We start from the raw sequence: 20118 nt of genomic DNA, 5'->3' as shown, positions 1-20118 counted from the left end.
CGCGAAGGGCCCGCGGCGATCCCGCGGACCCCTTCGCGCGCCCGGCTCACCGCGTCCCGGCCGTCCCCGCCCCCGTCGCCGTCGCCCACGCCTTGTGCAGCGTGGCGTACCGCCCCGGCTGGGCGATCAGTTCCTCGTGGCTGCCCTGCTGGACGACGCGCCCCCGGTCGAAGACCAGCACCCGGTCGGCCGCCTCCGCGGTGGACAGGCGGTGCGCCACCGAGACCGCCGTACGGCCCCGCATGGCGTTCTCCAGGGCCCGCTGGAGGCGTTGCTCGGTGGCCGGGTCGACCGCGGACGTGGCCTCGTCGAGGACCAGGAGATCCGGGTCGGCGAGATAGGCGCGGGCCAGCGCGACGAGCTGCCGCTCCCCCGCCGACAAGGCCTCCCCGCGCCGGCCCACCGGGGTGTCGAGACCGCGCGGCAGCCCCGCGAGCCAGCCGTCGAGCCCCAGCTCGCGCAGGGCGCGCTCCGCGTCGCCCGCTGTCGCGCCCGGCCGGCCGTAGACGATGTTCGCCCCGATCGTGGTGTCGAACAGGAACCCGTCCTGCGGCACCATCACCACCCGCTCGCGCAGCGAGGCGAACGGCACGTCCGTCAGCGGCACCCCGCCCAGGGTCACCCGGCCCGATGTCGGGTCGGCCAGCCGGATGAGCAGCTTCGCGAAGGTCGACTTGCCGGAACCCGTCTCACCGACCACGGCCACCCGGCTGCGCGGTGCGATGTGCACGGACACCTCGTGCAGCACCTGGGGGCCGTCGGGGTACGCGTACCCGACGTCCTCGAACCTGACCTCCACGGGGCCCCGCTCCAGGGCGGTGCCCGAGGGCCCGGGGTCGGCCACGTCGAGCGGTGTGTCCACCACCGCCAGAGCCCGGCGCCAGCCCGCGAGGGCGTTCTGCAACTCGTTCAGCACCTCGGTGCTCATCTGGGCGGGCCCGATGAACAGCGTGACCAGGAACAGGAAGGCCACCAGTTCACCCGCCGTCAACCGGCCGCCCACGCCGAGCAGTACGCCCAGGCTGACCACGCCGCCGATGGCCAGCGCCGCCGCGACCTCGCCGCTGGACAGCGTGACCGCCACCAGCCGCTGCGCCCGGCTCTGCGCACGCCGGTGCTCCTCCACCGCCACGTCGATCCGCCGTCCGATGAGGTCGCCCGCGTCGTAGGCGTGGATGACGGCGGCGCCCACCACGGCCTCGCCGGTGGCCGCGAGCATGTCACCGCCGCGGGTGCGCACCCGCCCGTACGCCCGCGACAGCCGGCGCTGCAGTGCGGGCAGCACCAGCGCCAGCGGGATGAACACCACCCACACCATCAGGGCCAGTTGCCAGGAGTAGGCGAACATCACCAGGCTGCCGACGCCCAGTTGGCAGAGGCTCACCAGGAACATCCCGCCGAACTGGAGGAACGTACTGAACTGGTCCACGTCCGCGGTGACCCGCGCCACCAGGTCGCCACGCCGCTCCGCGCCCAGTGCGGACGCCGACAGGTCGTGCACCCGGCGGAACGCCTTGACGCGCAGCGTCGCGAGCCCCGCCTCCGTGCTCCGGTACAGCCGGTGGTTCATGCGGTACGTGACCCACGCGGTGCCGAGCACCGCAACGGCGCAGACACCGACGGTGCTCAGTACGAAGCCGGTGCGCGGACCCGCTGCGGACGTCAGGCCCTCGTCGAGGGTGAGCTGTACGGCGATGGGCACGACCACCCGTCCGGCGGCGGCGAGCAGGGCCAGCATCGCCACCGCGAGCAGGCCCTCACGCAGCCCCGGCGACACCTCGAAGGCCCGGCGCAAGGTCGCCGTGGCGCTGCGTTGTTCTCCCGCGATGCGGCTGCTCACGCCGTCTTCCCCTCGGTGCGCTCCGTGCCGTGCTGTTGTTCCTCGTGCTCGTAGGCGGTGACCAGCGTGCGGTAGCCCGCGCAGCGGGCGCGCAGTTCGTCGTGCGTGCCGCTGTCCACCACCCGGCCCCGCTCCACGTACACCACATGGTCGGCGAGCGCGATGGTGGCCTGCCGGTAGGCGACCAGGACGAGCGTGGAGGGCGCCCGCGCACCGCGCAGCCCGCCCAGGATTCGGCTCTCCACGTACGGGTCGATGCTGGACGTGGAGTCGTCCAGAACCAGCAGCCGGGGACGCCGCACCAGTGCGCGCGCGAGGGCGATCCGCTGGCGCTGGCCGCCGGAGAGGGTGGCGCCGCGCTCCCCGACCCTGGTGTCCAGGCCGTGGGGCAAACCCCGCACCACGTCGGCCGCCCACACCGCCTCCAGCGCCTCCCAGACCCGCTCGTCGGGCAGGTCGAGGCCGAGCAGGACGTTGCCGCGCACCGTGTCGTCGAAGAGCAGCGTCTCCTGCGGGACGAACGCCACCGCCGACGGCACCTCCCCCGAGCGCATCTCGCGGGCGTCGACCCCGTTCATCAGCACGTCGCCCGCCACCGGGTCGACGAGCCGTACCATCAGCGCCGCCAGGGTGGACTTGCCCGACCCGGTGGGGCCCACGATGGCCACGGTGCGCCCGGGGCCCACGCTGAGCGTCACGTCGTGCAGGACGGTGGCACCGTCGTAGGCGTAGCTGACGCCCCGGGTGTCGAGGCTGATCGGCCCCGCGTCGGAGAGCCGCAGCTCACCGGTGGGCAGATCGCCCTCGGCGTCCAGGACGTGCCGCACCCGGGACCAGCCGACGGTGCTGCGGGGCAGCTCGGCGAGGACCCAGCCGAAAGCCCGTACCGGAAAGGCGATCATGGTGAACAGGTAGGAGACCTGCACCAGTTCGCCGACGGTGACGGCGCCCGCCGAGAGCCGGAGGGTGCCGACCGCGAGCACGGTGAGGATGCCCAGGTTGGGCAGCATGTCGAGCATCGGGTCGAAGCGTCCGCGGGTGCGGCCGACCGCCACGTTGGCATCGCGCAGCCGCTCGGCGGCTTCCGTCATCCGGGCCGTCTCGTGCTCCTCCAGGCCGAGGGTCTTCACGACGAGCGCGCCGTCGAAGCTCTCGTGCGCGATGTCGCTCACTCGGGCGCGCAGGCCCTGCGCGTGGGCCGCGAGAGGGGTGAGCTTGCGCTGGTAGAAGACGTTGAGCAGGCCGATCGAGGGGAAGACCAGCAGGCTCACCCCGGCGATCACCGGGTCGACGGTGAGCATCGACACGATGGCCGCGCCCAGCATGACGACGACCCCGATGGCCGTGGGGAGCGGGACGATGGGCGCCCACGCGGCCTCGACGTCGGCGTTGACGTTGGAGAGCAGCTGGCCCGCCGGGTGGCGCTGGTGCCAGGAGAGCGGCAGTCGCAGATAGCGGTGGGCGACCTTGCGGCGGTACGTCGCCTGGAGGCGGAACTGCATGATGCCCGCCCCGACCCGGCGGCCGATCACTCCGACCACCCGCAGCATCGCCACCCCGAAGATGGCCAGGCCCGCGCCGATCAGCGCGCCCGCGGTGGTCCTGCCCTCGTCGAAGGCGGGCAGCACCACGTTCTCGGTGATGCGGCCGAGCGTCCAGGAGGTGGCGACCGGGGCCACTCCGTACAGACCGCTGGCGAGCAGCGCCGCGCAGAAGATCCAGGGTTCCTCGCGTACGGCGACGGAGAGGACGCCCATGCCACGGCGCAGGGTCGACCGGTCGGTTGCGGACAAGGGGGGTGGTTCCTTTCCTGCGGTGCGTGACGCGCCCGGGCGGTGGGCTCGCGGCGGGAGCGGACGCGGTGGGGGGCGGGACGTCACTGGCGTGCGCCGACGGCGGCGGGCAGGCCGTCCAGGACGGCGAGGTCCTCGGCGTCGAGCCGGACGTCGGCGGCCGCGACGTTGCTCTCCAGGTAGCGGACGTGCTTGGTGCCGGGGATCGGCACGACGTGGCCGCCCTGGGCGAGCACCCAGGCCAGCGCGGTCTGGGCGGGGGTGATGCCGTGGCGCTGTGCGACGGTGCGCACCCCGTCGAGCAGACGCAGGTTGGCCGCGAAGTTCGCTTCCTGGAAACGGGGGTTGACGCGCCGGTAGTCGCCGTCGGGCAGGTCCCGCGCGGAGCCGAACCGGCCTGTGAGGAAGCCTCGTCCGAGCGGGGAGTACGCGATCAGCGTGATGCCCTCGTCGGCGGTGAAGGGCAGCAGTTCCGCCGTGGCGTCACGGGTCCACAGCGACAGCTCCGCCTGGACGGCGGACACCGGGTGGACGTCGCGCGCGGTGCGTATCTGCTCGACGGTCACGTCGGAGAGGCCGAGCATCCTGGCCTTGCCGGCCCGCACCGCCTCGGCCATGGCGCCCCAGGTCTCCTCCAGGGGAACGTCGGGGTCGACCCGGTGCAGCTGGTACAGGTCCACGTGGTCGGTGCGCAGGCGGCGCAGACTGGCGTCGATCGCGGCGCGGATGTGCTCGGGCCTGCCGTCGCGGCGCAGCCGGTTCCCGCCCGCCACGAACCCCGCCTTGGTGGCCAGGAACGCCTTGTCACGGCGGCCGGCGAGCGCGCGGCCCACCAGTTCCTCGTTGGTGTGGGGGCCGTAGACGTCCGCGGTGTCGATCAGGTCGGCGCCGAGGTCGAGGGCGCGGTGCAGCACGGCGACGGAGGCGTCGTCGTCCCTGCCCCCGGGGTCGTAGGCGTACGACATACCCATGCAGCCCAGCCCGACGGCGCCCACCGAAGTGCCGTCCCGGCCGATCCCTAGGGTGCGCAACTCGGTCTCCTCACTCGGTTCCGGATGGTGTGCGGAAGGGTGTTCCGGGTGTGGGTACGGACCGGGCCGGCGGACCGGGGGCTCCGCCCCGTGGCGGCCCTCCGGCCCGGTCGCGGCTCAGGTGACGGCGCCGTCGGTCCAGGCCCGCTTCAGGATCTCGTCGACCGTCTCCTCGACGGTCTGCTCCGACGTGTCCAGCCACAGGCCGATCCGGGGAGTGCTGTCCCTGAGCACCTTGTCCAGGTCCTTGGGCTGCCAGTCGGGCCCGTAACCGGTCTTGGCGCGCTTCTCCTCGCGCCGCGCCACGGCCTCGGGGTCGGGTGCCAGCATGACGACGGCCAGCGGCCGGCTCGTGATCAGCTCGGTGATCTCCGCCAGGTACTCGCCGATCAGGATGTCCTGCACGATGGCGGTGAACCCGGCCTGGGCATAGGCGTCGGCCGACGCTGCCGCCAACCGGTACCGCAGCCGGAGCTGCGCGACGGCCTCCGGCGACGCCTCGGCGGTCATGTGCTCCTGGCCGTTGACGATCATGCGGCGGAAGGTGTCACCCCGCACATGCGCCGAGCGCGGCAGGCGCTCGGCGAGGGCCTGCGCGACGGTGGACTTTCCCGCGGCCGAGATGCCCGAGACGACGATGACCCCGGGGGCCCCGCCGGAGCCGGAGGCAGCGGAAGCGGTGATGTCGGTCATGAAGAGGTGGATCCTTTCTCAACACGGACTTTCTCAACACGGAAACCGGGCACCCGAACGCGGCGCCCGGACGACGTGGGACGCCCTCAGGCGCGTTCGAGGACCAGGAGGTCCATCGAGGCCGGACGTCGTGTGGAAACGCCCCAGGTCCCCGGGCGCGGATCCCGGCGCATGCGCAGACCGTGTCGCGCGGCCACCGACCGGACGTGCTCCAGCCGGTACGCGATGGCGTATGTGGGCTCCGTTTCAGAGTGCACGTAGTAGTCGCCGTGGTCGTGCGTGAAGCTGAAGGCGGTCGCACCGCGTGCGATGTTCGCGGCGACCGTGTCGTCCACCAGGTAGGCGGTGGCGAAGCACTGCCCGCCGGGCCGGAGCACCCGCGCGGACTCCGCGAGGTAGTTCTCCATCTCGGCCGGGCGCAGATGGCTGATCAGCCCGATCAGCGCGGCGATGTCGAAGGCCGCGTCGTCGGCGGGAAACCGGAAGTCGGCCGAGGAGAGCGTGCCCTCCGGGTTGTAGATCTCCTGGCGGATGTCGACGTGCTCGAAGCGGAAGTTGGGGTGGCGGGGAGTGATGGTCCGGCCGCACCAGTCGATCGCGTGCGGCACGATGTCGAAGCCCAGGTACGAGCCCTCGGTGAGCATGTCCGTGAGCGGCACCGCGATCCGCCCCGCCCCGCACCCCGCGTCGAGCACGTCGTGCCCGGGCCCCATGCCCAGCTCGTCCCGCATGTAGGCGGTGATCTCGCGCCCCACCTTGAGGAAGTCCCCGTTGCCGATGAACCTGCGGTAGCGCCGGGGCGGCAGCAGCGGGTGCTCCCGCCCGCGCGCCCGGTCCCACAGGTCCATCACGTGTAATCCGACGTTGTAACCAGAACGGCGTAAGCGCTCCACGCCCCTGACCGAGCGCAGCGACGAGGTGTACTTCGTTGCCCTGAGCGACTTCAACTCCGACTTGCTGCCAGGCAAAGGAGTTGCCCCTTTCCGTGGGTGGGCGCGCGTGGAGTGTTCCCGCGGCCCCGCCTTCGTGATCCGGCGTCCGATCCGGTCGGCGTCTCCGGACCGCCCGGCGCCCCGGCGCGCGCGACCGCGCGCGTCCGCCCTCGGGGCATGCCGCGAGCAGGGAACCGGGACGTGCCGACGGCGGCTCCGGGCTCACTCGTTCAGCATGTCGATCAGTCAAGGAATGGTCAACAGCGTCCGGTCCGGCGGTGTCGTGAAATCGGCCCTGCGCCCGGCTCGTCCCGGCCACGCGGGCACCGGGAACGCGCCCGGCACCCCTGCCCCCGGCGCCCTCGCCGCGCGTCGAGGCCGGCCGGACAACGTCTGCTGGCCGGAGGAGAGTTCAGAAGTATGGCCGATCTGTGCGGGCGTCTCCCGGCGCCGTTGCCTTGTCGAGCGACCCCCCGAGGAGGGCTCCCGGCTTCCGGACCCCGGCCTGACTTCTCCCCCCTGTGGACCACATCCGGGCACCGCCTGTTCAGGCTATTCCGCCGTCCTTGCCGTCAAGGCCGGGAGCGCGGCGGGTAGGAGGGGTGGCAGGGGCGTCCGGGTGCGCTGGGAGGTGTGGGCGATGGTGGCGCGTGAGGCCGAGCGGCGTGTCCTGCTGCCGTTGCTCAAGGCGCGGTGGTCGCGTCGGACCTTCGTGCACTGGCCGTACGAGCCGCGGACCGTTCAGGCCCTGCTGCCCCAGGGGCTGACGGTCGACACCCATGGCGGTTCGGCGTGGGTGAGCCTGACACCGTTCGTCATGGCGGCCGTCCGTCCGGCGTGTGTGCCTCCGACGCCCCGGCGCACCGCGCCCGCGGCGGGCCACCGCTGCCCTTCACCGAGCGCCTGAAGGTCCGCCGCCTCACCGTCGGCATGCACCCCTACGGCGACCTGTTCGAGGTGGCGTGCGACCGGGAAATCCCGCCGGCCGTCTTCACCCTGCCCGAGCTCCAGCACATCCGCCGGATCATCACGGACATCACCGTCTTCCTGAACGACCTGTACTCCGTGGAACGCGTCGACGGCAACGACGACAACGTCCTGCCGGCCTGGGAAGGAGCCCCCGTTATCACGTTCGCGGCCTCGCAATGGGGCTCCCGGCCTCCGCTCCCGGCTCAGGGCAACGGTCCGGGCCCAGCCGACCAGGCGGCAGTGCCACGCGTCCGCCAGGCGAATGAGACCCCGGCGCCCGGTGCCCGCGCGGCCGAAGGCGCAATGGAGGAGCTGTATGCCGAGGCCGGCCACGTCCCCAACTTCTCTCGGGACGTCACGGGACTCGGCCACCACGGGACCGGTGACCTGAAAGCGCGGTCACGCACGATCGCGTCCACGATCTGTTCTGCCTCAGCTGCACCGCAGCTCAGGGCCAGGAGAGTCACGGCGTCATACCGTACGACGAGGTCACTGCCCCGCTCCCCGAAGTCTGCCTTGCTTCTCGCAGTGGCAGTCCGAGAACATGCCCTCCCACGCGTTTTCCCGCTCAGGGTTCACCACTCGCCGCCTGGTCATGCCGTCGTCCATTAACGGTGGGCTGGTGGCCTCATCGCAGTTCGCGGCGGAGTTCCTTGGGGAGGGAGAAGGTGCACCTCTCACCGAGTTCCTCGTGTCCGGCCTGACTGACGCCACTCCGGAGTGCCTGAGCAGGCACTCCTCAGATCACCTGTGGTGCTCGTGGTCCTGGCGGTCCCGGCGGTCCTGGCGCATCCAGCGCCCCCGGCGTTGGCGACGGTAGCGGCGGTCCCAGCGGTCCTGACGATCCCGGTAGTCCCGATACTCCCCGTACTCCGAGTCGTTCCCGCGTCCCCAGCCCCCGGCACCGCCTCGGCCGTAGTGGACGAGGGCGAAGACCAGCAGGGCTTCCGCCACCCACCACAGGGGGTGGAGGAAGCCGAGCCCGAACAGAGCCGCGAGGAGGATGAACAAGAGCACGAACACGGCGGACCTCCCGGGAGCGGAATGGGGCATCGCTGCCAGGGACCGGGGCATCACCCCACAGCGTAGTCCTGCCCAGAGATTGCGTATACCTCAGCGCGACACCGCGTACCGCCGGAGATAAGCGGCTACTTGACGTCTGGTCAGCGACCGCGGCGAGGGCTAGCGTGCGCCATGCCGCCCCAGCCCCCGGCAGCGCCGAACAGCCCTCGCGCGCCCCAGGGAACGCACCGTGCGCATCGCTGCCGGAACCCGCCGCGCCACAAGCGCGGCCGCTCCCGCACCCGCCGCTCGCCACGTGATCCCGGCACAGCCTCGATGGGCTCCACGCGGGCACCGATCCGCTGCCCGTCCCGTCGCACGCATTCGACCCCAGGCGGTACACATGTACGCGCTGATCGTTCCGGCCTCGGCCCCCTTCGTTCTGCTCGCCACCGTCATGGGCCTTGCCTGGTGGGAGGAGCACGTTTTGCCGCCGGCCGAGCCGACCGAAGCTCCCGCCGAGGCTCCGATTACCCCGGAAGTCCCGGCTACGCTAAACCAACCCATCGGCCCCCAAGGGGCGTTGACAAGGGACGTCGCCCGGCGTTGACTGGCAGCACGGCGTAGGGCCATGCCGCTCCGGATCGTTCGGGCGAAGCATTCCACCTTCCCGCTTCGCCCGGACCCCGCGGAAACCAGAAACACTTCCCGCGATCTGGAGGCCCGGCGATGCTCATCTGGATTCTTCTCCTTCTGCTGATCCTGGTGATCTTCGGGTTCGGCTTCACGATGCAGATCCTGTGGTACGTCGCAGCCGTCCTTCTGGTCCTCTGGCTCGTCGGCTTCGTGATGCGCGGGCGCGGCGGCGGCAGGCGCCGGTTCGGCCGCAGTCACGGCTGATCGTCCCGGCGTCAGGCCCCGCCCGCGGGAATGACGGCTTGCACGGCGATCACGCGCGGGAACCCACCCACCGAACGAGCAGAGGACAGCCATGAGCGTGGGACAAACGATCAGGCACAAGACACAGGCTTTCACCGGCCGGATCACGGAGCGCTTCGGCAGGACCACCGGCAACAGGCGGCTGCGGAGACAGGGCAGGACCGACCGGATCTCCGGAGGTTTCAAGCAATCCGGCGACAAGGCCAAGGACGCCTTCAGGCGCTGACCCCGAGCACCCCGGTTGGGTGCCCACGCAGCGTGGGCACCCAACCGGGCGGCCCCAAGAACTCAATGAGCGGGTAAGGCGGTACGGCTCCCTCGAGGAGCAGCCGCTGTCACCCGAGGCTCGCGAGCCCTCCCTGTCTTCAATGGGCCACTGCCGCGGACGCCCGCCGCCGGCCCCTGGCCTTCGCCATCACCCCCGGCCAAGCCGGTGACGCACCCGCGTTCCCCCATCTCATGGCCCGCCTCCGGGTGCCCCGACGCACCGGGCGGCCCAGGACCACATCGGATACGGTCCTCGCGGACAAGCCATACTCCTCCCGCGCGATCCGTTCCCGTCCGCGGCGCCGGGGCATCCGGGCCGTGATTCCACAGCCCGCCGACCAGATCGCCAAGCACAAGAAGCGAGGCCGATCCGGCGGCAGACCACCGGCCTTCGATCACGACACCTACCGCCGACGCAACACGGTCGAACGGTGCATCAACAAGTTCAAGCAGTGGCGCGGCCTGGCCACCCCCTACGACAAGGCCGCCACCGTCTACCTGGCCGCCCTGTACATCGCGAGCATCTTCATCTGGACCGCCACGTGATCCAGATGAAGCGTCCTACCTATCTACAAGGGTAATTGTTTCCCCGACGATCTCATCTGAGATTTGTGCTTCTACGGCGGCGGGCCCGGGGCGCCACGCCAGCGGGAGCACTGACTGATCCCCCATGTTCCCCGTGTCCCACCCCACGTCCTCCGCAGCGAGAACGCGGGCTGTCCAGGCGTGGGGACGGCTGTCACAGAAGAACCTATTGGACTTTGCCAGTCCTCGGAGGTTCACAGTGCCTGGAGCGCCTGGGTAGATTTGCACCTCTTGCTGGCGGAGCTGGACGACGACGACCTGGGTCGACTGGGCCGGGGTGCGGTCGCATGACGCCGTGCCGGATACCTCCGCAAAATCGCCCTTAGGGAATCCTGCGCTCAGGCGGGCGGTGGGGTTGATGGTGACCGTCTCGGCTGCATAGGCGGTGTCGGCCGTGGCCAGCGGGACCATGATGGCTCCGGCCAGGGTCAGCAGGCCCATGGCGGCCCGGGAAATGCGGCGCCGGAAAGCTGCAGCCGGGATGCAGGGCTGGTGCGCTGCGTCATGATGCTGGGAGCGACCGACGGCGGGCATCTGATTGCGCTGCACGAGCCTGCGGGGGGAACGGGTGTGGTTCATGGAGCAGGGACCTCCTCCGTGAGCGGATGCGGTGTACCCACCAGCCCGCACGCCAGTGCCTGCCACGGGCCTTCCGGTGCAGAGGCAGGTGCGTGCGCTTGTGCTTCCGGAACAAGACCCTTACCGCAAGCATGCCGATGCGAGGCCGGGCGAATCCTGTGGTGAGGGGTGTGGCGCGCGAGTGGGTACCTGAACGTCTGCAATATGCTCAAGTAATCCGGCCGTTACGCCGCATCGGCCGCTCGCACATCAGATCAGGCGCGGGCCAGGAGGCTGCGGCCCCTTTCCCGGCTACGGGCGACATTGGCATATTCGGGTGAGCGCGGACGATGGTCGAGTCGACCGCGATGACCCGGTCCAGGCCGTCCTCGGCGTCGGCCCGGCGAGCAGCACGGTGAACACCTGCTCCCACGTGCCGTCGATCGCCCACTTCCCCAGCCGGTGGTGAACGCCTTTCCACGAGCCGAACCGCTCGGGCAGAACCATCCACGGTGTCCCGGTGCGGTACTTGAACGCGACCGCCTCGATCACCTGCAGGTGATCCCGCCACCGCCCGCCCCGCACCGGTGTCCGGTCCGGCAGCAACGGCTCGATCCGCGCCCACCGGGCACCAGTCAACGACACACCCGGCCCAACGATCCGATGATCTGAAAAAACGCCCTGGGTGTGTTGTCCGGACAGGTTGGTGACGCGGCTGGCTGGGGTTTGGCCGCTGATGCCGGTGTGGGATCGGTGGTAGTTGTACCAGTGCAGCCAGTCGGGAAACGCGGCTAGGTGTTCGGGGTCTGATGATCCTGCACCGCGTGTACGGGCCGCAGTGGTCCGGGTCGATCGGCTTCACGCTCAACTCACGCCGTGTTCGTTGACTTCTCCACTCGCACGGCCGAATCGTGGGGGCGGGCCTCGGGGACGGGCGGTGTACGGCTGGGCACGATGGGTATCCGAAGGCCCACTGGATGGACCGGAAGACGGATCGAAGAGGAGAGCGGCGTGCGCCGAGGGCAGCGAGTGCGGGGCTGGTGGGCGCGGACCCGGGCCGGTTACGAGGAGGGCGCGGAGGAAGGCGGCCCCGAGCGGCCGTTGGCGGGGTACGCCGTACTGATGGGCGGTTACACGGCCATGCTGGGTGCCGTGGGCGTGGCGGTGCGGCGGCGCGGTGGGATCGCGGGGCCTCCGGCGGCCCGTGATCTGGCGCTGCTGGCCGTGGCGACGTTCCAGGTGAGCCGGATGCTGTCGAAGGGTGCCGTCATCGCACCGTTGCGGGCTCCGTTCACCACGTACCAGGACGCTGCCGGCCCCGGCGAGGTGACGGAGGCACCCCGGCCCGGTCCGGTGCGTCATGCCGTCGGTGAGCTGGTGACCTGCCCCTTCTGCATGGCGCAGTGGGCGGGCACGGTGGGACTGGCGTCCCTCGCGCTCTTCCCCCGGACCACCCGGTGGGTCACGGCGGGGGTGACGGTGGTCGCGGCCGCCGACGTCCTGCAGCTGGGGTACGCCCGGTTGCAGCAAGCGGCCGAGTGAGCCGGCGCGCTCACCGGCGGGGATACGTGGTTCGCGCCCGTCCGGGAATGCCGTAGTGTTCACCGTACCGACGCGGGGTGGAGCAGCTCGGTAGCTCGCTGGGCTCATAACCCAGAGGTCGCAGGTTCAAATCCTGTCCCCGCTACTCATGGACGAAGGCCCGGCGACTTGCCGGGCCTTCTCCGCGTTCCGGGCCCGGGCCGGATCGCGGCAGACCGCCGTCCGGCTCGCGACTCCGCCGGCGGCTGTCATCCCCCGGCGGACCCCGATGACGACTGTAGTGGCGTTCAGTAGCCGATCGTGAAGCGGCGCTGGACGAAGCGGGGAAGTTCCGCCTCGTCGATCAGGGCGACGGCCGCGTCCTCCGCGGAGATGCGGCTCAATCCGTCGGCGTCCCGGACCAGTTGATCGGTGCCGATCCGGAACCGGGCGGTGCGCTCGCCGGGGGCGATGTCCTCGGCGGGGCTGAAGTAGGTCCAGAGCCGGTTGGACGTGCGCAGGACGTTCAGGCCGTCCCGGGCCCCGCTTGCCGCGGCCGCGTACGCGCGGGGCAGCCCGAGCTGGTCGAGGGTCTCGTGCATCCGGTCCTCATCGTCGGCGAGCACCACTCCGGGCTCGGTCTCCAGACTGCCGGCGCCGCCGATCACGATCAGCCGGGTCCGGGGGTGGCTCTCCAGGGCCTTGAGCAGCGCCCGGGCGGCGGTGGAGTGGACGGTGGGGTCGGCGATGGAGCGCCGGACGGTGTCCGCGAGGTCCTTGGCCGCGTTGCCCGGCTGGAACCCGCTGATCAGCACGTCCAGGCCGGGCAGGATCGCGGCGATGCTCACGGGATCGAGGACGTCCACGTCGGCCCACGTCACGTTCGCACGGGTCTCGACGATGTGCGAGGCGTCGCGGCTGAGCGCCTTGACGTGATGCCCGCGGCCGAGTGCCTCGGTGACGACCCGGCTGCCGATGGTGCCGGTGGCACCGATGACTCCGATGTGCATGGTTCTCCCCAATTTCCGTGTCCGGACGCGTCGACCGCGATCACTCGGCGGGACGCTGTGCAGAAACTATACGCTGTGAAGTTTCTGCACGGCAATCAGATTCCGTGACGCTGTAGAGTGTCCGCATGGCAGGTACCGGGACCGGAGGGCGGCGCGAGCGGCTGCGAGCCGAGACGACAGCCGAGATCAAGAACGTGGCACTGGAGTTGATGGCCTCGGGCGGTCCCGGCGCGATCACGCTGCGCGCCATCGCCCGCGAGATGGGCATGACCGCCAACGCCATCTACGGCTACTTCGCCACCCGCGACGACCTGGTCACCACGCTCATCAACGACGTGTACACCTCACTCGCCGACGCTGTCGCCGACGCTTGGGACACCGCCCCGGCCGACGACCCGGCCGAACGGATCCGGGCATGGGCGCACGCCTTCCGCGGCTGGGCGCTGGCCAACCCCGCGGGTTTCCGTCTCGTCTACGGCGACCCCGTGCCCGGCTACATCGCTCCCGGGGGCGGCGCCGCCCCCGACGCCGCGCAGCGCGTCTGCACCGGCCTGACCGGCCTCGCGGCCGCCGCCTGGCCGCACGCCGCGCACCTCTACGCGGACAGCGACTTCCAATGGTCGGACTTCGACGCCGGCCTCCTCGACAAGGTCCGCCCCGCCTTCCCCGGCCTGCCCCCCGCCGCGGTGGCCCTCGCCCTTCGCTTGTGGGGCCACCTGCACGGCCTGGTGTCCCTGGAGGTCTACGGCCATCTGCACACCCAGACCACGAGCCCGGGCAAGCTCTTCGGCGAGGAACTGACCCATCTCCTGAGGACATTGGGGCTCGCGCCGACGAAGTGACGGCCGGCCCTGCCCGTGACGCTACGAACCTCGACGGCGACGCAGCAACCAGGCGAGAACCACCCCGCACAGGACGTGGCGCTCGATGCGCCGCAGACGCATGGCGGCCCGGTGGTCGGGCAGGGAGAAAGGGCGTGTGCCGGCCACGTGCTGAACCGCCAGTTCGCCACTGGAGAGACCACGGCCGACGGCCCTGGCGTGCGGAAGCGCGGTCTGCAGCCCGGCGAGCAGCTGCAGCACGGAGTATCCCAGTCGCTGGGGTGACATCGCCTGCATCATGTGGTCGGCCAGGATCTGCCGTGTCTGGCTCACCAGGACATCGGTGGGGCTCAGCCAGGGGGCCAGCCGGCGGACGGTGCCCTCCATGTTGGCGAAGGACTTGCTCAGCAGGCCGATCACGGGATTCGTCCCGATGCCGTGCCGGGTGGAGCTGCTCACGAGCGCGGCCAGTTGCGTACCGAAGCACAGTCGCTCCAGCGGGATGGACGCGAGCTTCGGAACCGTGGTGGCCAAGTCCTGCTCGAACCCGCCGAGATCGGCCCAGGCCGTGAGTCTGCCCATCTCCGTCCAGGAACGGGCCACGGCATGAGCGTCATTGTCGGCAAGGGCCAGCAGCGTCATCATCAAGCTGGTACTGAGGTGGCGGTCGAGCCTTCCCGTCATGCCCCAGTCGATGAGAGTCGTCGGACCGCCGGGGCATACGAAGACATTTCCCGGGTGCGGATCGGCGTGGAAGTGATGATCGATGAAGTAGCCGCGGTACATGGCCGTCAGCAGACCGACGCCGATGCGTGTCCGTTCCCCCTCCTCGAAGTCGCGGGGGTCGGCGTCCTGGACACTGGTGCCCGGGGCCCGCTGCTGGATGAGCACCTGGGCGGTTGCGTGCACCACCGTCGGCACGTCGATGCCGGTGACGGGAGCCAAGGTGGCGCGCGCCTCGTCCATGTTCGACGCTTCCAGCGTCAGATCCAGCTCATTGCCCACGGCCTCGAAGATGACCCCGAGCATGGTGGTGAGGTCGACCGTCTCGTTCAGCACGGGGAAGCGCCGGGCCAGCTTTCGCGTCATCAGGCGCAGCAGCCGCATGTCCGAGGCCATTTGGGCCGTGACGCCGGGGCGCTGGATCTTGACCACCACCGCACGGCCGTCTTTCAGGGTGGCCGCGTAGGCCTGGGCCAGCGACGCACAGCCCATGGGGCGCGCGGTGTCGAAGTCCCGGAACCGCTCGCGCCAGCCGGGCCCGAGGCTCGCGTCGAGGACAGGCAGCATACGGGCGAAGGGCCAGGGCGCGGCCCGGTCGTGCAGGCCCTGCAGCTCTTCGGCGATGGCGGGTGAGATCAGGTCCTCGCGGGTGGCGAGCACCTGCCCGACCTTGATGTACAGCGGTCCGAGCCGTTCCAGGGCCTTGCGGACCCGCATGCCACGCTGCCGTTCCCACAGGTCCGCTTCGGCGTCGGCGGGTCTGCGTCGTGCCGCGAGGCGTACCTCCTCGGCCAGCAGATTGCTCCCGACGACGAGCAGCAGTCGGCTGCGCTCAGCGAGCACGGGTTCCTCCGGTGAACGGAAGGCGGGGGTGCGGGAGGTGAGGTGGTGGCCGTGCTGGCCCGGGAGGCGGGATGAGCCGCCGTCGCCCGGCTTTCCGTTCGGTCCCTGGAACCGGGCTCCCCGGAGTCGGGGGCGCCCTGGCCCTTGGCGTTTCTCTCACATGTATGGCCATCTGACCTGGCGGCAAACCTCTTCTTCAACAGGCCCGGAGGCCCGGGGCCGGGCCCCGTGGGGACGACGACACGAACGCCCGTACGGGGCTTCCTTCCTGGGAGGGCCTTGGGGTGTCGTCAGGTCTGAAAACGACAGAAACAGGGCAGGGAAGGGGACGGGCTTCTCGGCGAAAGGCTGCTCGCTTCAGCACCCGCGGCGGTCCCCCGGTGACGTCTCGGCTCAGTGCGCTCGACACCGGTCTTCTCCCCCTCCGGCATCTCGCGCCACCGCCTCGGTTTCACACCGTGGCACCACGCCATCGCCGGCCTGCGCCGCCAGAACGTTCCGCTCCCCACAGGCGTCTCATGGAGAAAGGAAACGCGATGACTTATCGCCGCTTCGACCTGGCTTCCGCGCTGCACGGTGTCGTCAGCGATATGAAAGACATCCTCGACGACGTGATCGATGCCTTCGACCGGGCCCCCTCCGCCGCCGGGGCGGAGAGGGGCCGCCGCGCGCCGCGCAAGGGTCCCACCGGGGCGGGCACGCCCCGCCGTCATACCCGTAGGGGCACGGACGTCACCAGCGACGACGTGGACGAACTGCGCAAGGAACTCCGGCGGCTGCGCCAGAAGGTGAAGACCCTGACGGACCGTGGAACATCCACATCCTGACGAGGAGCCCCCCGGCTTGCGCGCTCCGGCCCCCATCAGTCCCCTTGAGATCACTGCCCCGGGCCCGCGACCGGGGCAGCCGGCGCTCTGAGAAAGCCATGCGGTGCGGCCCCGGCCGGTGGCTGTCGCTACCTGAACAGGCGGTCAGTGCCGGTGGCCATGCGATGGGTGGCGCTGTGGCGGTTCACCCAGTCACGGATGAGGTTGATGGCGTTGGCGCACTGCCAGCCGTTGTCGTACTCGTGCTCGCCGGTGAAGCTGCCGTAGCCCGCGATGATGCCGTCCACTCGCGCGTCGCCCAGCAGCTTGTCGACGTACCACGGATCGTTGTAGGTGGTCGTCCAGGACAGCGTGGCGGCGAGCTGCCCGGCGGCGCGGTCCGCGGCGCCCTTCTTCAGTTCCGCGCACGTGTTGTATCCGGCTTCCGTGCAGTTGCCGAACCCGTTGGGGATGTTGCTGTCGCCGTAGTCCATCACCCGCCGACCGGCCGGGAAGCCGGAACCGGACCGGTTGAAGGCGTCACGGACCCGGTCGCGGGTCCCGGTGGTGGTGATGCCCTCCAGCTTGCCGAGCTTGCCTTCCAGGCTCTTCCAGCCCCTGCCGCCGACGTCGGGGGTGCTGCCGCCGTGGTACTCGTAGAAACCGTAGAGCACCTGGATGCCGGCGGCCGTCAGCCTTTGCGCCTTGTCGCGCAGTCCGGCGACGCTGCACGCCCGGTTCGGTGCTTCTCCGCAGTAGTTGGGGTCCTTGATGTCCAGCCAGACCAGGCTCAGCCGGCGCCCCGCGTTGGCATGGGAGACGATGCGGTCGATCATGCTGTCGAAGCTGGGGCCCCGCCGGTTCTCACCGGCCGAGGAGCAGTCGTGGTAGGCGCGCCATTCGTTGGGGTTGTACCAGGCACAGACGTCGACCTCGATGGCGTTGGCACCGTGGCCGAGCGCGGCGTCCACGCCGTCCAGGGTGTCGACCCGGTGCGCGATGGCGTAGATCGCGTGCCGCTGATCGGCCGCTGCCGCCGGGGTGGCGCCGAGTGCGGCGGCGCCGACGATCCCGCACAGTGCCGCCGCCAGCAGGGCCCGTAAGAACCGCAGGCCGGGGCCGCGCCGAAGGTGAGTGGTCAAGGAAGGTACTCCTTCATGTCGGTGTCCGAGGCGGAGAGCCGATCCCATCAACTCCGCCTTGTGATGCGGCAGATGGATGCTAAACGAACTCCGGTCGGGTGCCGTACGGGTTGAGGCCCGGCCGGAACGGGACGATACGTCTGTCCCCAGGAGTGGGCCGCAGGTACTCAGCGGTAGCCGGTCAGCCCGTCGGCCAGCTCCTCCGCGTCACCGTCGCGCCGCGCGTAGAGGGCCTGCTGCAGGGCGAACGTGCCACGGATCGCGGCGATCCGGCCGGTCACGTCACCTCCCTGGGCCCCGCCGCCGAGGGCGAGGACCCGGCCGAGCAGTTCCTCGCCGTGGCCGGCGCCGATCGCGGCGAGGTCCTCGGCCTGGTCACCGAGGGTGACTTCGTCCCAGTCGACCACTCCGCTGAGCCGTGGCAGCCCGTCGACGGTCTCCCACAGCACGTTCTCCCCGCCGAGGTCGCCGTGTACCACGGCGGAGGTGAGGTGAGGAAGTCCGTCGAGGGCGGCCAGTTCCCGCTCGGCCCGCTCGCGGCCGGCGTCGTTCATGAGCGGGGACAACTCCGTCCGGACGCCGTCGGCGAACTCCCGCCACTCCCCTTCGTGCGCGCGCGGGATCACGGCGGACGCCGAGTCGCCGCCGACCGCGGCCAGCCCCGCCAGCAGCGTGGCGTACTGGGCGGCGACCGCCTCGGCCACCTCGGGGTGCTTGAGGTCCATCTCCTCCAGGGGAGCGCCGGGGATGCGGCTGAGCACGAGGTAGGCCGGGTGGTTCGGGCCCGCGGCGTCTTCCTCCAGCGGCTCCGGGGTGCGGAAGCCGAGGCCGAGACCGGCGAGGGCCCGCAGGCGCTCCGCCCGGCCGGGAAGCCGCTCGGCCGCCGCGTCGGTGCGGGCGAAGCGGACCACGCGCTCCGCGCCGATGACCACCTGGTGGAACTGACCCTGATGAACCATCAGCTGGGTCGGCTCGTCTTCAGGCAATAGCCTGCCCAGCAAGGCGCGGTGCTTCTTGATGATTTCCATGGTGTGTTCCTTTGTCAGCTTCATCAGCGGACGAGGCGACGACGGATCCCGGTGTCGCCCGCGGCAGTGCTCGGCGGGCCGGATTCACGGCGATGCCCGCGTTCCTGCCGTGCCCTGCCCCCCGGGGGGCGCGATCAGGTGCGGTCCTGGAAGGCACGCGACGGGCGCGCCTTCCTCCCCGCCCGCATCCGCAGTTCGTCCAGGAGTCGCACCCCGAGCACCAGCGTCACCGCCATCAGGGCGAGCGCGGCGGCCAGAGCGTTCAGTCCTGGACGACGGAAGCGTGGTCGCGGGCAGGGCATACGGAAACTACCGCTGGTAGGCCCCCAAAGCACCGGCGGAACCGGCACCCCGCACGCGCCACGGCGACCGCCCTCCCCCCAGGGCGGTCGCCGTAGGCGCGCGGTGCGCTGGTGTGACGCGGGGACCTACGCCTGGTGTGACTCCCCGGTCGGGCTGTGTTCCGGGATCAGTGCTTGTCGAACGCCCGGGCGTACACGCTGTGCTTTGGCCCCTTGGTGAAGTGCAGGCGGAGATAGTACGACGTGCCCGGGGCGACCGAGGTGTTCAGGTAGCGCGTCGCCCCGTCCTGGCAGAACTCGGCACCGCTCCGCTTCACGACGTTCTTGTCCCGGGTGCGGACGAGTTCGGCCTGGACCTTGGCACCGTCGTGGCCGTAGCAGCCGAAGTGCGCGCTGAAGCCGGAGCGGTCCGGCACGAAGTCGACCGTCGACCACTTGTTCGCCGGTCCGTGTGAGCCGGAGAAGACCTGGTGCCAGCCGGCGGCCTTCTGCGCGCTCGGCGCGGGAGACGCCTCGGCGGGTGCCAAGCCCGCGAGCGCCACCCCCAGGACGGCCGCGCCTCCGGCGAGTGCGAGCTTCTTGTGCTGATTCATGTGGTCCCTCCCCGTTGGGTTTCCGTACGTGCTGTGCACGGGACAGAAATCTACGAGCGGGAGGCGGGGCGTGGCGTCCGGTGCTGGGTTGAACTCACTCGTCAACCTGCGCGGTAGAACGGACGCGGTGTCCAACCGCGGCCGTAGGCAGTCGGCTGTCCCGGCGGGTTCCGGGCGCGTTCTCGGCGTACGGGGCCGATGATGGGACGCATGGGAAGGTCACGGCACGTACGGGTACGCAGGGTCTACGACCCGGTCGAGGAGGCGGACGGCAGCCGCGTGCTGGTCGACCGGATCTGGCCCCGTGGCCTGCGCAAGGACGCGGCCGCTCTCGACGAGTGGTGCAAGGACGTGGCGCCCTCCACCGACCTGCGGAAGTGGTACGGGCACGATCCCGCCCGGTTCGAGGAGTTCGGCCGCCGCTACCGTCTCGAGTTGCGGGACGAGGCCCGCGCTCAGGCTCTGCGGCACCTGCACGAGACGGCGGAGCGCGGACCCCTCACTCTGCTGACCGCCACCAAAGACTGTGAGATCAGCGCGGCGGCCGTACTGCGGGCGGAACTGACGCGCGCCTGACGTCCGCCCCGATTCCCGGCAGCGGCGCGGTCTCGCAATAGGTCTCCGCACACACTCCCGCGTGCGTACGGACGAAATCGGGACGATGGCGCATATTGTTGGATACCGTGGGACGACATGGTGCGGCACGTTCAGGGGTGGTGT

Annotated in this window: 21 protein-coding genes, 1 tRNA gene and 3 pseudogenes; 10 read left to right on the top strand and 15 right to left on the bottom strand. The window is 70.8% G+C overall.

Annotation, left to right across the window (positions count from 1 at the left end):
• Positions 1-46: 46 nt before the first annotated feature.
• From ACZ6MA_RS25215 to ACZ6MA_RS25195, 5 genes are all read right to left on the bottom strand, one after another.
• Positions 47-1840: an ABC transporter ATP-binding protein gene (locus ACZ6MA_RS25215; protein WP_469436210.1), complete on the bottom strand. Its 1794-nt coding sequence runs from the start codon at positions 1838-1840 to the stop codon at positions 47-49.
• On the bottom strand, positions 1837-3633 hold the full coding sequence (locus ACZ6MA_RS25210) for an ABC transporter ATP-binding protein (RefSeq protein WP_469436209.1): 1797 nt from the start codon (positions 3631-3633) through the stop codon (positions 1837-1839). The genes ACZ6MA_RS25215 and ACZ6MA_RS25210 overlap by 4 nt, the downstream gene beginning before the upstream one ends.
• Positions 3634-3716: 83 nt before the next feature.
• On the bottom strand, positions 3717-4664 hold the full coding sequence (locus tag ACZ6MA_RS25205) for an aldo/keto reductase (protein WP_469436208.1): 948 nt from the start codon (positions 4662-4664) through the stop codon (positions 3717-3719).
• A 117-nt stretch (positions 4665-4781) separates the two neighbouring features.
• Positions 4782-5357, bottom strand: coding sequence for an AAA family ATPase (locus ACZ6MA_RS25200; RefSeq protein WP_469436207.1), 576 nt, complete (start codon positions 5355-5357; stop codon positions 4782-4784).
• Positions 5358-5443: 86 nt separating this feature from the next.
• The gene (locus tag ACZ6MA_RS25195; protein WP_469436206.1) at positions 5444-6325 is read right to left on the bottom strand and encodes a class I SAM-dependent methyltransferase; all 882 of its coding nucleotides are present in this window, start codon (positions 6323-6325) and stop codon (positions 5444-5446) included.
• 604 nt (positions 6326-6929) lie between these two features.
• On the opposite strand from ACZ6MA_RS25195, the gene ACZ6MA_RS25190 reads away from it, so the two are divergent.
• Complete coding sequence (locus tag ACZ6MA_RS25190) at positions 6930-7196, top strand: DUF2071 domain-containing protein (protein ID WP_469436205.1); 267 nt, start codon at positions 6930-6932, stop codon at positions 7194-7196.
• 23 nt (positions 7197-7219) lie between these two features.
• On the top strand, positions 7220-7870 hold the full coding sequence (locus ACZ6MA_RS25185) for a terpene synthase family protein (RefSeq protein WP_469436204.1): 651 nt from the start codon (positions 7220-7222) through the stop codon (positions 7868-7870).
• Positions 7871-8002: 132 nt separating this feature from the next.
• Here the strand turns inward: ACZ6MA_RS25185 and ACZ6MA_RS25180 are convergent, their stop codons facing one another.
• A complete protein-coding gene (locus ACZ6MA_RS25180; RefSeq protein ID WP_469436203.1) occupies positions 8003-8281 on the bottom strand; it encodes a hypothetical protein in 279 nt (92 codons plus the stop codon).
• A 708-nt stretch (positions 8282-8989) separates the two neighbouring features.
• Here ACZ6MA_RS25180 and ACZ6MA_RS25175 point away from each other — a divergent pair.
• Together ACZ6MA_RS25175 and ACZ6MA_RS25170 are read left to right on the top strand one after the other, a co-directional pair.
• Positions 8990-9160 carry a hydrophobic protein gene (locus ACZ6MA_RS25175; RefSeq protein WP_469436202.1) on the top strand — a complete coding sequence of 57 codons (171 nt, stop codon included), beginning with the start codon at positions 8990-8992 and terminating at the stop codon, positions 9158-9160.
• A 417-nt stretch (positions 9161-9577) separates the two neighbouring features.
• Positions 9578-10012: pseudogene (locus ACZ6MA_RS25170) on the top strand (transposase); the annotation flags it as partial.
• Between the two features lie 15 nt (positions 10013-10027).
• On the opposite strand, the gene ACZ6MA_RS25165 reads toward ACZ6MA_RS25170, so the two are convergent.
• Complete coding sequence (locus ACZ6MA_RS25165; protein ID WP_469436201.1) at positions 10028-10630, bottom strand: hypothetical protein; 603 nt, start codon at positions 10628-10630, stop codon at positions 10028-10030.
• Between the two features lie 316 nt (positions 10631-10946).
• Here ACZ6MA_RS25165 and ACZ6MA_RS25160 point away from each other — a divergent pair, with 316 nt between their 5' ends.
• Entirely contained in the window at positions 10947-11078 is a 132-nt protein-coding gene (locus ACZ6MA_RS25160) for a hypothetical protein (protein ID WP_469436341.1), read from the top strand.
• Between the two features lie 8 nt (positions 11079-11086).
• On the opposite strand, the pseudogene ACZ6MA_RS25155 reads toward ACZ6MA_RS25160, so the two are convergent.
• Positions 11087-11194, bottom strand: a pseudogene (locus tag ACZ6MA_RS25155) (transposase); the annotation flags it as partial.
• A gap of 99 nt (positions 11195-11293) precedes the next feature.
• Positions 11294-11419 (bottom strand): annotated as a pseudogene (locus ACZ6MA_RS25150) (IS481 family transposase); the annotation flags it as partial.
• A 201-nt stretch (positions 11420-11620) separates the two neighbouring features.
• Between ACZ6MA_RS25150 and ACZ6MA_RS25145 the strand changes: the two are divergent.
• Positions 11621-12151 (top strand): DUF1360 domain-containing protein, encoded by a 531-nt coding sequence (locus ACZ6MA_RS25145; RefSeq protein ID WP_469436200.1) that lies wholly within the window; start codon positions 11621-11623, stop codon positions 12149-12151.
• 71 nt (positions 12152-12222) lie between these two features.
• Positions 12223-12296: transfer RNA gene (locus ACZ6MA_RS25140), tRNA-Met, on the top strand.
• Between the two features lie 142 nt (positions 12297-12438).
• Here the strand turns inward: ACZ6MA_RS25140 and ACZ6MA_RS25135 are convergent.
• Entirely contained in the window at positions 12439-13140 is a 702-nt protein-coding gene (locus ACZ6MA_RS25135; protein ID WP_469436199.1) for an NAD(P)-dependent oxidoreductase, read from the bottom strand.
• A 125-nt stretch (positions 13141-13265) separates the two neighbouring features.
• On the opposite strand from ACZ6MA_RS25135, the gene ACZ6MA_RS25130 reads away from it, so the two are divergent.
• Positions 13266-13982, top strand: a complete 717-nt coding sequence (locus ACZ6MA_RS25130) for a TetR/AcrR family transcriptional regulator (RefSeq protein WP_469436198.1) — start codon at positions 13266-13268, stop codon at positions 13980-13982.
• A 21-nt stretch (positions 13983-14003) separates the two neighbouring features.
• Here ACZ6MA_RS25130 and ACZ6MA_RS25125 read toward each other — a convergent pair whose 3' ends face one another.
• Positions 14004-15527 carry an ABC1 kinase family protein gene (locus tag ACZ6MA_RS25125; protein ID WP_469436197.1) on the bottom strand — a complete coding sequence of 508 codons (1524 nt, stop codon included), beginning with the start codon at positions 15525-15527 and terminating at the stop codon, positions 14004-14006.
• Between the two features lie 536 nt (positions 15528-16063).
• On the opposite strand from ACZ6MA_RS25125, the gene ACZ6MA_RS25120 reads away from it, so the two are divergent.
• Positions 16064-16354, top strand: a complete 291-nt coding sequence (locus tag ACZ6MA_RS25120) for a coiled-coil domain-containing protein (RefSeq protein WP_469436196.1) — start codon at positions 16064-16066, stop codon at positions 16352-16354.
• A 128-nt stretch (positions 16355-16482) separates the two neighbouring features.
• Here ACZ6MA_RS25120 and ACZ6MA_RS25115 read toward each other — a convergent pair whose 3' ends face one another.
• From ACZ6MA_RS25115 to ACZ6MA_RS25100, 4 genes are all read right to left on the bottom strand, one after another.
• A complete protein-coding gene (locus tag ACZ6MA_RS25115; RefSeq protein WP_469436195.1) occupies positions 16483-17475 on the bottom strand; it encodes a PI-PLC domain-containing protein in 993 nt (330 codons plus the stop codon).
• A gap of 167 nt (positions 17476-17642) precedes the next feature.
• The gene (vph, locus tag ACZ6MA_RS25110; protein ID WP_469436194.1) at positions 17643-18503 is read right to left on the bottom strand and encodes a viomycin phosphotransferase; all 861 of its coding nucleotides are present in this window, start codon (positions 18501-18503) and stop codon (positions 17643-17645) included.
• 134 nt (positions 18504-18637) lie between these two features.
• Complete coding sequence (locus ACZ6MA_RS25105) at positions 18638-18805, bottom strand: hypothetical protein (protein ID WP_469436193.1); 168 nt, start codon at positions 18803-18805, stop codon at positions 18638-18640.
• Positions 18806-18972: 167 nt separating this feature from the next.
• On the bottom strand, positions 18973-19398 hold the full coding sequence (locus ACZ6MA_RS25100) for a hypothetical protein (RefSeq protein ID WP_469436192.1): 426 nt from the start codon (positions 19396-19398) through the stop codon (positions 18973-18975).
• A 210-nt stretch (positions 19399-19608) separates the two neighbouring features.
• On the opposite strand from ACZ6MA_RS25100, the gene ACZ6MA_RS25095 reads away from it, so the two are divergent.
• Positions 19609-19974 (top strand): DUF488 domain-containing protein, encoded by a 366-nt coding sequence (locus ACZ6MA_RS25095; RefSeq protein ID WP_469436191.1) that lies wholly within the window; start codon positions 19609-19611, stop codon positions 19972-19974.
• The last annotated feature ends 144 nt before the right edge of the window (positions 19975-20118 follow it).

The organism is Streptomyces sp. NPDC042259, assembly GCF_055582085.1.
This window is presented reverse-complemented; position numbering and strand designations above follow the sequence as displayed.

What these genes read in the sequence shown, in the direction of transcription:
- ACZ6MA_RS25185 (WP_469436204.1), top strand. Translation starts at nt 7,220, where the DNA reads ATGCACCCCTACGGCGACCTGTTCGAGGTGGCGTGCGACCGGGAAATC.
- ACZ6MA_RS25175 (WP_469436202.1), top strand. Translation starts at nt 8,990, where the DNA reads ATGCTCATCTGGATTCTTCTCCTTCTGCTGATCCTGGTGATCTTCGGG.
- ACZ6MA_RS25190 (WP_469436205.1), top strand. Translation starts at nt 6,930, where the DNA reads ATGGTGGCGCGTGAGGCCGAGCGGCGTGTCCTGCTGCCGTTGCTCAAG.
- ACZ6MA_RS25135 (WP_469436199.1), bottom strand. Translation starts at nt 13,140, where the DNA reads ATGCACATCGGAGTCATCGGTGCCACCGGCACCATCGGCAGCCGGGTC.
- vph (WP_469436194.1), bottom strand. Translation starts at nt 18,503, where the DNA reads ATGGAAATCATCAAGAAGCACCGCGCCTTGCTGGGCAGGCTATTGCCT.
- ACZ6MA_RS25165 (WP_469436201.1), bottom strand. Translation starts at nt 10,630, where the DNA reads ATGAACCACACCCGTTCCCCCCGCAGGCTCGTGCAGCGCAATCAGATG.
- ACZ6MA_RS25130 (WP_469436198.1), top strand. Translation starts at nt 13,266, where the DNA reads ATGGCAGGTACCGGGACCGGAGGGCGGCGCGAGCGGCTGCGAGCCGAG.
- ACZ6MA_RS25100 (WP_469436192.1), bottom strand. Translation starts at nt 19,398, where the DNA reads ATGAATCAGCACAAGAAGCTCGCACTCGCCGGAGGCGCGGCCGTCCTG.
- ACZ6MA_RS25200 (WP_469436207.1), bottom strand. Translation starts at nt 5,357, where the DNA reads ATGACCGACATCACCGCTTCCGCTGCCTCCGGCTCCGGCGGGGCCCCC.
- ACZ6MA_RS25095 (WP_469436191.1), top strand. Translation starts at nt 19,609, where the DNA reads ATGGGAAGGTCACGGCACGTACGGGTACGCAGGGTCTACGACCCGGTC.
- ACZ6MA_RS25120 (WP_469436196.1), top strand. Translation starts at nt 16,064, where the DNA reads ATGACTTATCGCCGCTTCGACCTGGCTTCCGCGCTGCACGGTGTCGTC.
- ACZ6MA_RS25105 (WP_469436193.1), bottom strand. Translation starts at nt 18,805, where the DNA reads ATGCCCTGCCCGCGACCACGCTTCCGTCGTCCAGGACTGAACGCTCTG.